The sequence below is a fragment of the Peribacillus sp. FW305-BF15 genome (assembly GCF_058783805.1).
On record NZ_JBYSYV010000016.1, the window covers coordinates 121103 to 131274 of the forward strand.

Genomic DNA, 10172 nt, shown 5'->3' on the forward strand with positions numbered 1-10172 from the left:
GGAGCTTTTAATGAAAAGAATTTTTATAGCTTGTGTGACTCTCATTTTACTTATTGGGGTAGTGGGATGTGGCAAAAACACATCAACAAGTGGGGAAGCTTCAACAAAGAATAAGGAAATTAAAGTAATAACTACAGCTGGAGGATATCCATTTAATGCTACAAATCCAAAAACTAATGAAATTGAAGGTTTTATTATTGAAATCGTTAATGAACTAGCTAAGAGATCAGATGTGAAAGTTCAGATATCAACCGGAGAATGGAATTCGCTTATTCCTTCATTGAAATCAGGTAAGGCAGATGTTATTGCCGATGCTATGTATATTACTGACGTAAGAAAAAAACAAATTAGCTTTACAGATCCTGTTTTTGGTTTTGGTGAAGGCCTTATTGTACCGGAGGGTGATACAAAAACTAAATCTCTTAAAGACTTAAAGGGTAAAGTAATCGGTGTTCAAATGGGCACCTCATTCAAAGACATGCTAGAAAAAGAAAATAAATCATTAAATATAGAAGTAAAGACTTACCAAACGCTATCCGATCTGCTAAAAGATATTCAAACAAATCGTATAGATGCAGCGTTGGCAGATGCCCCTACTTTTAGTTATTTTAAAGCTAAGAATCCTGATATGAAGTATCGAATTGTTGAGGGATATGTTCCTTCTCTCACTGGGGAAGTTGGAATAGGTGTATCAAAAGATCACCCTGAACTATTAAAAAAATTCAATAAAGCCATTCAAGAAATGAAAGAAGATGGCACCCTTAAAGATATTTATAAAAAATGGGGTGTGGAGTGGGACTATAATTAATGAAGAGGGAGGGGACTGTAGATGAACGATTTTTTCTCAAATGCTAAAGAATTTGCACCCAGATTTCTAGAAGGTACCATTATTACTATTGAATTAACCGTAATATCCTTGATTCTCTCTCTTATTATTGGTCTAGCAGTTGCTCTTGGTAAAATAACACCTAATAAATTTATAAATAAAGTATGTGGTATTTATATCAGCATAGTAAGAGGAACGCCCCTCTTAGTACAAATGATGTATGTTTACTTTGTTTTCCCGGATTTGGGGCTTTCATTAAGTGCTTTCCAAGCAGCTATTGTGGCACTTTCTATTAATGAAAGCGCCTACTTAGCTGAAACATTTCGAGCAGGTATTAAATCAATTCCTAAGGGGCAAATGGAAGCAGCAAAGGCAATTGGAATGAATTACTCTCTTTCGATGCGTAGGATTGTCCTCCCCCAAGCCATTCGAAATGTGATTCCTGCCATCGGAAATTCAGCTATTGTATTGATTAAAAACTCTTCATTAGCAGCAGTCATTACTGTGACAGAGTTAATGCATGAAGGAAATTTGTTAGCCTCATCAACATATCAAAACATACAGATATTCACGATGATTGCGATCATTTATTGGGTTTTACATTATCCACTTGCCATTCTTGTAGATTATCTAGAAAAGCGAGGTAATAAAAATAATGTTACAATTAACCAATCTTAAAAAATCCTTTAATGAAAAGCAGGTTATTAATGGGATTGACCTATCAGTAAGAAAAGGTGAAGTAGTCGTTATCGTTGGACCGAGTGGCAGTGGAAAGAGTACGCTTTTGAGAATGATGAATGCTCTTGAGTATCCAACCGAAGGAGATATTAAGCTAGAAGGTGAGTCCATTCTCTATAAAGACATAAATGGAAAGCCTATTTCACGAAATGAAAAGGAATTAAGTAAATCTCGAGCTGAAATTGGAATGGTATTTCAAGGTTTTCATTTATTCGCACACAAAACTGTACTTGAGAACATTATTGAAGGGCCTATCCATGTAAGAAAAATCAAAAAAGAGAAAGCGATTCAGGAAGCAGAATATCTATTAAAGAAAGTCGGCTTGCTAGATAAACGCGACCAGTTTCCACATTCTCTTTCCGGTGGGCAGCAACAACGAATTGCCATTGCTAGAGCGTTGGCAATGAAGCCTAAAATGTTGCTTTTTGATGAACCAACTTCCGCTCTAGATCCTGAATTAGTGGGTGAAGTTCTTATAGTAATGAAGGAATTAGCATTGGAGGGCATGACAATGGCAGTAGTCACACATGAAATGGGCTTTGCTCGTGAAGTAGGTGACCGTGTCATATTTATTGATCAGGGAGTAATTGTTCAAGATGCTCCACCAGAAAGGTTCTTTCACTCTACGAATGGAAATGAACGCATCAGAAAATTTTTGAGTACTATATCAAGAAATGCCGTTTGATACTGAAAATAAACTTGAAGATAAAAGGGTCTTTTAGATTGATTATAGAGTTAGGAAAAGTAAGATAACTTTAAATTAAATAATAGATTCTTCACTTTCATTGGAATTACTTATTAGATGAAATGTAGATGTTGAGGTGAAGGGAAATGAAGATCGTAGGGGTAGGGGACAATGTAGTTGATTATTATCAAGACCGTGGTGAAATTTATCCAGGCGGAAACGCTCTAAATATAGCTGTTTTATGTAAAAGGTATGGGGTGGAACAAAGCTCATATATTGGAGTTATCGGAAACGATTTAGCGGCTGAGCATATTGTAAATAGCTTGAAAGCTGAAGGTGTTGATATCTCTAGAATTAGAAAAGCATATGGACCAAATGGGGAATCGGTTATCTCTCTTAACGAAAATAACGACCGCACGTTTGTCGGATCAAATAATGGAGGGGTACAAGGCCTAATAAAATTAAATTTTGATGAAAACGATCTTAACTATATTTCAGCTCATGATCTTATGCATACAAGCTTGTATAGCCATATAGAACAAGATTTACATAAGCTATCGAAAAAAATATCCATTTCTTTTGATTTTTCTTCACGACATGAAGAAACATATCTTAAAGAGGTTTGCCCGTATCTTGATTATGGTTTTTTTTCAGGAAGTGAATTAAACGACTCACAGTGTATTGAATTAATGCATTACGCAAAAAATTTAGGAACTAAAATCATTGGAGTTACAAGAGGAGAAAAAGGTGCTTTATTTTTGGTGGATGACCAAGTGTATAAGCAACCTATTGTGGAAGCTAAAGTGATAGACACCCTGGGAGCAGGTGATTCCTTCATTTCCATGTTTTTGGTACATTATCACCAACATCATAATGTCACTGAAGCATTGAACAAGGCAGCAATAGCAGCCGCAAAAAACTGTGAAAGTTATGGTGCATTTGGATATGGATTAAGTAAAAAAACTAACCTTTCCAAAGACTTGGTATGATCTTTTAAATGGGCATTTAAACTATAAGGGGCGGGAACTTTTATATTTGAGTCCGCCTCTTATTGTATTTTATACGTACAATCAATAGATTGTTTACACAAATCTAACGTTCCAAACAGAGTTTTATTATTCATTTTGAAGGGTTATTGATTGAAATTATTGAATCCTTATTATAAAAGTTAATAAATTTATGTATAACAAGAAAATATGATTTTATAACATATTAAAAGGTACACATTAAATTGTTATGAAGTGTGCGTGTATAAATCGAAATAAATTAAGGATGATGTAGAATATGGAAAAAGAAATTGATGGAATTCCTTATTATCAAAAACTAAAAACAATGTTTATAGAGGAAATTAAAACTGGGAACCTTAAGTATGGTGACAAGATACCTTCAGAGCGAGTGTTAGCTGAAAAGTTCAAAATAAGTAGAATGACAGCTCGACACGCGCTTTCTACCTTGGAAAGAGAAGGGTTTGTTGAACGAAGAGTGGGGGTAGGTACGTTCATTTCGAATCGTAAAATTCAATGGAACTTTATTACTGTAAATAGTTTTACAAAAGGGATGGAAGATAAAGGTTTAAAGCCCTCTACCGAGACAATATTTGCAAAAATAGAGACAGCAGATGAATTTCTGGCTAGTAAATTAAATATCTCTACGGGGGAAGAGATTTTTTCTTTAAAAAGATTAAGAATCGTTGATAATATCCCTGTTGCTATAGAATTAAGTCAAATACCGCACAAATTTTGCTCACAAATAGAAGAGTATATATCTACCAAGGTATCCTTGTACAATGTATTAGATGAATTTTACGGATTAAAATTGGCAAAGCAAAAACAGTATATGCGAATATCTTTGTCGGATCCGATTGAAAGTAAATTACTCAAAATAGGAAATGAAAACCCTTGCCTTTCAATAGAAGGCACCACTTATGATTCTTTCGAAAGACCTATCGAATATTATCAAATATTAGCAAGAGGGGATCTTGTTGAGTTTTACTCAGAACCTACTAATCCCCAGTGAAAATAAGCTCTAATTGCTTTTCATTTATTTATAAATTTTCGCACTAATTCTAAAATTAACTAAAACTATCACAACCTCCATATAAGTTGTGGTGGTTTTTGTGATAAAAGGCACATCGCATCGGTGCAAAGATCATTCACTTTAGATCTGCAACTGCATTTCTGAAAACCCTTTTAAAACAACTTATTTAAAGGCAATTGAATTTGCAAAAAATAGGGGGATATTTCTATCGTTTAACCCTAACTTCCGACATGATTTATGGAAAAATAGAGTGGCTGAATTTATTAGTTTAGCTAGAAAGGGTATATCAATGGCTGTCCCTGTAAAAGAAAGTAGAGCTTGAACTAATAACGGGAAAATGGATAAATATGATGGAATAGCCGGAGATAGCAAGCACATCTGATATAGCAACACACGATATGTCTAACTTTTATTATTTCGTACTCTGTTTCAAACGAATGATGTGTTCATTTTAAATATCAAATAGATATTTTTGTTGTTATTTCCTAAAAACACCCTACTATAATAGTAGGAGGTAGCATTTGTCATGAAAAGAATACTAGTGTTTCTAGCTACATTTATGTGTTTGTTATGGATTCTTGCACCATTTGTAAAAGGTCAATTTCAAGAGGAACCAAAAGTCTCGGAAACAAAGGCAGAAAATAAAAAGAAACTTAAACCCGACAACGCTTCATCTCAAGCTCTTACACCTGTTCCGAAACAAAAAGTAACTTCAGCAACCATAGGCGCTGTAGGAGATATTTTAATTCACGATAGGGTGTATATACCCGCTCGCAAGTCAAACGGCACGTATGACTTTAATCCGATGTTCCGATTTGTGAAGCCCTATCTAGGGAAAACGGATATTACGGTGGCCAATCAGGAAACGATGATTGGCGGGAAAGAAATGGGGCTTTCCTCATATCCTTCCTTTAATTCACCAGTAGAGGTGGGCGATGCTCTAAAGGCAAACGGGGTTGATCTCGTGACAATCGCCAATAACCATACACTTGACCGAGGAGAAAAGGCCATTTTGAATGCGCTTGACCACTGGAACAGTATTGGGATGCCATATACAGGAGCTTATCAATCTCCTGAAGACCAGAAGATCATTCGAATATTAAAAAGAAACGATATTACCTTTTCGTTTCTCAGCTATACGTATGGAACGAACGGGATTCCTGTTCCTGCGGGGAAGCCCCATCTTGTGAATTTAATTGATACCACGAGAATCCAGACGGAAGTTAAAGAAGCAGAGAAAGTTTCAGATGTCGTTGTGGTCAGTCTGCACTTCGGCAAAGAGTATGAACGGTTGCCTAATGAAGAACAAAAGCTGCTTGCTCAAACGACAGTTAATGCAGGTGCTGATATTATTATTGGCCACCACCCACACGTTTTGCAGCCTGTTTCATGGCTTACAAAACCAAACGGCGAACGGGCATTTGTTGCTTATTCGCTTGGGAATTTCCTATCCGGCCAGCAGGGGGATTACAAAGACATCGGCGGTATTATGCAAATTGGCGTAAGGAAAATCCAAACCGGGGATGATGTGAAAATCGAACTGCAAAATCCTAAATTCCTGCCAACCTGGGTAAACCGGCCATATGAGATCATTCCAATGAATGCCTTGAGTGATCAGTCTGACAAATATAACGAAATCCAAAAACATATGAATCAATTCATGCCTGAACTGTCATTTGATTTTTAAGGAAGGTACAGTATTCGGCATTGGAAAAAACTAATTGTTTTACATAATGAAAACGCCACCGGCTATGTAGCCGGTGGACCGCATATTCCTTCTAATTAGGTAAACACTATTCACCATGTTCCAGTTAAACGGCTTGAACCAACAGACGAACATAATAGGTTGCTGCGGCAACCTTTTTCTTACGGAACTACCATGAAAATAGACTTCTGGAATTTAGGGGAAAAGGCAATACTTAAGAAGACGCAGCTCATTGTTTTTTAAAAAAGGGGAGAGCGCCTAATTTACTGATTTATTGTAGGTAAGTGGATTGGATTAAGATTCTTCAGGTTCTTGTAATGTAACTGTGTATCCTAAACTTTCAAGTCTTCTTAGCGAATGCCGAAAAATTGATTGTTGTCTCTGTTTATCAAAGTAGTCTTCGCCTAAGTCTACATACATTTCTTTTCGAGTTAAGAGATAAATAGGAGATACGTAACATGGCATGAGCGACTACTATTCCTGCTCGTTTCTTACCTTTTCGAGATGCTGTACGCCTATACAGTGCTCCGAGATAATTTTTAGATCCTCTTACAGAATGAGCTGCTTCTGTTAATGCTGATCTCAAATACTTGTTTCCTTTTTTTGTTTTAGCCGATTTTCTTTTCCCCGCACTTTCGTTATGCCCAGGAACTAGTCCTGCCCAAGAACACATATGAGCTGCACTTGGAAACTGTTTCTTAATATCAGTCCCAATTTCAGATAAAATTTGCTCAGCCATTCTTGTAGCTATACCAGGAATAGAGTCTAATCGTTCCACATCTTCTTGATATGAGCTTACTCTTTCCTCGACCTCTTGGTCGAGCATATTGATTTGTTCTGTTAAAAAATCAATATGCTTTAAAATGGTTTTTAACATGAGGCGTTGATGCGAATTGATATAACCTTTAAGGGCGAGTTCTAGTTCATCTTTCTTCTTTTTCATTGTGCGTCGAGCAAAGTTTGCTAGTTTTTCAGGATCCTCTTCACCTTCAGCAATTGCGTTAAGCATGTCTCGAGCCGAAACACCCATAACGTCTGAAACGACAGAGCTTAGCTTAATATTTGCGCCCTCTAACACTTTTTGGATTCGATTATGTTGTCTAGCACGTTCTTCAATGATACTTCTACGGTACCGAACTAGTTCACGTAGTTCCCGTTGATTTCGATCTGGAATGTAACTAGCTTTTAGAAATCCATGACGAAGAAGTTTGGCAAACCATTCTGCATCTTTAACATCTGTTTTACGCCCTGGCACTGCTTTCATATGTTGAGCATTCACAACTAAAAACTCAATCTCTTCAGCTTCTAATAAATTAACAATAGGTTTCCAATATACATTGGTACTCTCCATGGCAACATGAGTACAGTTATTCTGTTTAATCCAATCCACTAACTGTATTAGAAAAACAGTTTTTGTTGAAAACGTTTGAATCTCCTTTCCTTCTGGTGTCATAATACATGAGGTAATATTGTCCTTATGGACATCCATACCACATACTCTTTCAATGACTACTTCCATTGAAAACATCCTTTCTATGGCTCTCAATACAATTGGAGGCTGGTGCAAAAACCAGAATAGGATTAATCTACCATGCGTGCTTCCCGTAAGGGAGCGACAGTCAGTGGTGCACCTTGGTCGTTGGAGTCAGACTAACGGATGGGCTCTAACGCACCATAGTTCATCGACCTTCCTCTCCCAGCCGTAGAATCAGTATTGACCGTTCTGAACCATTTTCATTCTCTGTGGTGAAGCGCTGATTTTTGCGTTTCATGGATGGCTAACGGGTGCGTTAGCTGAAGATAGGAGCTGTCTGTAAGGCAGCTATTTCTTATGGAACTAACGGAGCAGTTTAGTTGAATAAGAATAAAAAAATGATAAACAGTGAAGATGGGGTAATATGGAGTATTAATGTATAATTTGATTGAAATTAGAAAGGGTGAGGATTTTGAGTAAATCACATTTCCTTAATATCCTAGCAGGACTATAATCATTGGAATACAGGTTTATCATATCGTGAATGGGGGAGTTCCTTTATTCCCTGTTATTATGATAGGGTTATTTGTAGTTTCATATGTTATGGAAAGAAAGGGTGTCAGCTCCTTTACTGGCGGGACTAACCATCTTATAGTTATTGTTCTCCTTATGGACTATGCTTCCGCGATTGTCATTTGGACCTTAAAACAAAGAAAAACCCGGTTTGTGAAGAATTGTACTTAAAGTAAAGGGTGCAAGAGTTGAAGAACTGGTTACGGCGGCAACCCTTTTATGCTATTGGGAGGAAAAATATATGGATTTAGATATTGTAAAAGCAAATTTAAAGGATAAATATTATGAATATAGAGAAAAAGGATATGATTGTAAAGAAGCATATAATAAAATCTTAACCAGTATAAATCATTGGATTAATGAATTGTCCATTTCATTAATAAGAAAGGAAAATTCTATGACTTTAGATCAAATAAAAAAACTTTCATCTATAGTTTATGAGAATGTCGGTGAATGGGTAGGAGCTCCAAAAGTTATTTATAGCGACACTTTACCAGCAGTTGATTATGATTATCCTAAGGATAATGGCAATAATCCATTAAACATTGAATGTAATGATAAATATTTTATTAGTGCAAATGGCTTCTCTTATTCATATTCACAATATCTTACGGACTCTGAACTTGTTAGGGATAAAGAGGTACATAGGAAAATTCCAATGGGTTATAAAGCTATATCTTTGTATGAGAAAAGGGTATTCATTAAGAATGGACAAATTATAAAAAGCTTTGAGGAAATTCCAGAACAACCCGAAGGAGATCACTATACAATTATTACAACATCGGAATATCTTGGTCAACGTGGTTATCGAAACTCCCCAGATTTAAGTTTAGTTGATAAAACGGATTATTTAAAAATAAAACAGTTGGCCATTCCCTTGTCAAAAAAGGATAAAAAAGGAATTTATCTTGTTTGCAAAAATAACGACAACATTTATTGGCATTAAACTTATTTTTCTTATTCCACTAACAGGTGTTAGCTGAAGATCGAAGCTGTCTTTAAGGCAGCTTTTCTTTATGAAACTATCTGGGAAGTTTAGTTGAAAACGGGGGGATTCTATTACTAAACAACTTCTTTATATGTAAAATGGTAATTTCATATTTATAATTGGAGTAAATAAAAATTCATTTTCTATTTTTATCAAATCTCGGGGGTTAGTAATGGATAAAAAAATAACTACATTGGAGAGACAAGTTTATAGAAGGGCAACAGAGTGGTTAATAAAAGATTACCAAGCAATCAAATTGATGGATTCGGAATCAGTTTATACTTTTGAAAATAACACAAACTTTATCCAAGGCTTTGTATTTAGATGCTTAAAGTCTTCTGCAAATGAAATTTTCGAAATTGACTTAAATTGGAATAGCATAGGAGTTCATAAATATATCTCACCCTCTGCACTAGAAAAATATTTAATAAAAGAGAAAAATTCATATATAAAAGAACACGTAGTATGTAAAAATATTTATTTCAAAGAAATAATAAAAGAACTGAAAAAAGATTCTCCTGATGAAGAAAAAATCTTCAATATTCTTTTAAAGTATTATTTTACAGCCCTTATTACAAAAGAAGAGGATAAACAATTAGATGAAAGGGGATTAAGAAAAGTTATGCTTGTTGATAAAGAGTGGGACGGCGAAAGTTTATTTGTCAGATATGAAGGTACTGGTATTACCCTAATCGATAATCCTAATTATCTCTTTAAATAGGGATACTTTATTCGGAAAATTAACTTGTAAGGTAATGGGTAAAAGATGTAATTTATCTTCTTCTATATTGTTTGTTCTCCCTCTTTTTAGTTATTGCGAATACAAGGAAGTTAAATTGGATTCAAATAAGAAAAAGGTTTTTTACGTTTATTATTTGGTTTATTTCTTTAAGTGCTTTGAACTATCTTCTTTCTTATTTTTTTAGACGTTCGGAAATGGATGTTTGGGATTTAGGTATTCCTTTGGGTGTATCATTCGGATTGGCATTTTCTGATTTAATGTCTTGGAAAAAGAAAGAATAAAGCATTGAAGTTTTACTAAGGATTAATGCTTCACTAACGGGTGCTATCGTATTATAAGGTTAGCCAGTTTTTACTGGTTGACCTTTTTTTAATAGAATCTATTATATCAGTAGCCAGGGTAGG

Annotated in this window: 8 protein-coding genes and 1 pseudogene; 8 read left to right on the plus strand and 1 reads right to left on the minus strand. The window is 35.3% G+C overall.

All coding sequences use genetic code 11. The features are described 5' to 3' along the window. Positions 1–10: 10 nt before the first annotated feature. From AC3WLU_RS17820 to AC3WLU_RS17845, 6 genes are all read left to right on the plus strand, one after another. Positions 11–808, plus strand: a complete 798-nt coding sequence (locus AC3WLU_RS17820; RefSeq protein ID WP_268937579.1) for a substrate-binding periplasmic protein — start codon at positions 11–13, stop codon at positions 806–808. 21 nt (positions 809–829) lie between these two features. After that, the gene (locus tag AC3WLU_RS17825) at positions 830–1504 is read left to right on the plus strand and encodes an amino acid ABC transporter permease (RefSeq protein ID WP_268937580.1); all 675 of its coding nucleotides are present in this window, start codon (positions 830–832) and stop codon (positions 1502–1504) included. After that, the gene (locus tag AC3WLU_RS17830) at positions 1482–2249 is read left to right on the plus strand and encodes an amino acid ABC transporter ATP-binding protein (RefSeq protein ID WP_268937581.1); all 768 of its coding nucleotides are present in this window, start codon (positions 1482–1484) and stop codon (positions 2247–2249) included. Before AC3WLU_RS17825 ends, AC3WLU_RS17830 begins: the two co-directional genes overlap by 23 nt. 146 nt (positions 2250–2395) lie before the next feature. Beyond that, a complete protein-coding gene (locus tag AC3WLU_RS17835; RefSeq protein WP_492597662.1) occupies positions 2396–3238 on the plus strand; it encodes a PfkB family carbohydrate kinase in 843 nt (280 codons plus the stop codon). A 295-nt stretch (positions 3239–3533) separates the two neighbouring features. After that, a complete protein-coding gene (locus AC3WLU_RS17840) occupies positions 3534–4265 on the plus strand; it encodes a GntR family transcriptional regulator (protein ID WP_268937583.1) in 732 nt (243 codons plus the stop codon). Between the two features lie 547 nt (positions 4266–4812). Then, positions 4813–5973, plus strand: coding sequence for a CapA family protein (locus AC3WLU_RS17845; protein ID WP_492597663.1), 1161 nt, complete (start codon positions 4813–4815; stop codon positions 5971–5973). 312 nt (positions 5974–6285) lie between these two features. Here AC3WLU_RS17845 and AC3WLU_RS17850 read toward each other — a convergent pair. Next, positions 6286–7510, minus strand: a pseudogene (locus tag AC3WLU_RS17850) (IS110 family RNA-guided transposase). A 769-nt stretch (positions 7511–8279) separates the two neighbouring features. Here AC3WLU_RS17850 and AC3WLU_RS17855 point away from each other — a divergent pair. Then, entirely contained in the window at positions 8280–8984 is a 705-nt protein-coding gene (locus AC3WLU_RS17855; RefSeq protein WP_492597664.1) for a hypothetical protein, read from the plus strand. Positions 8985–9198: 214 nt separating this feature from the next. Further along, a complete protein-coding gene (locus AC3WLU_RS17860; protein WP_413005441.1) occupies positions 9199–9747 on the plus strand; it encodes a hypothetical protein in 549 nt (182 codons plus the stop codon). The last annotated feature ends 425 nt before the right edge of the window (positions 9748–10172 follow it).

Coding starts and splice junctions, on each gene's coding strand:
- AC3WLU_RS17820 (WP_268937579.1), top strand. CDS start 11: ATGAAAAGAATTTTTATAGCTTGTGTGACTCTCATTTTACTTATTGGG.
- AC3WLU_RS17835 (WP_492597662.1), top strand. CDS start 2,396: ATGAAGATCGTAGGGGTAGGGGACAATGTAGTTGATTATTATCAAGAC.
- AC3WLU_RS17825 (WP_268937580.1), top strand. CDS start 830: ATGAACGATTTTTTCTCAAATGCTAAAGAATTTGCACCCAGATTTCTA.
- AC3WLU_RS17830 (WP_268937581.1), top strand. CDS start 1,482: ATGTTACAATTAACCAATCTTAAAAAATCCTTTAATGAAAAGCAGGTT.
- AC3WLU_RS17860 (WP_413005441.1), top strand. CDS start 9,199: ATGGATAAAAAAATAACTACATTGGAGAGACAAGTTTATAGAAGGGCA.
- AC3WLU_RS17840 (WP_268937583.1), top strand. CDS start 3,534: ATGGAAAAAGAAATTGATGGAATTCCTTATTATCAAAAACTAAAAACA.
- AC3WLU_RS17845 (WP_492597663.1), top strand. CDS start 4,813: ATGAAAAGAATACTAGTGTTTCTAGCTACATTTATGTGTTTGTTATGG.
- AC3WLU_RS17855 (WP_492597664.1), top strand. CDS start 8,280: ATGGATTTAGATATTGTAAAAGCAAATTTAAAGGATAAATATTATGAA.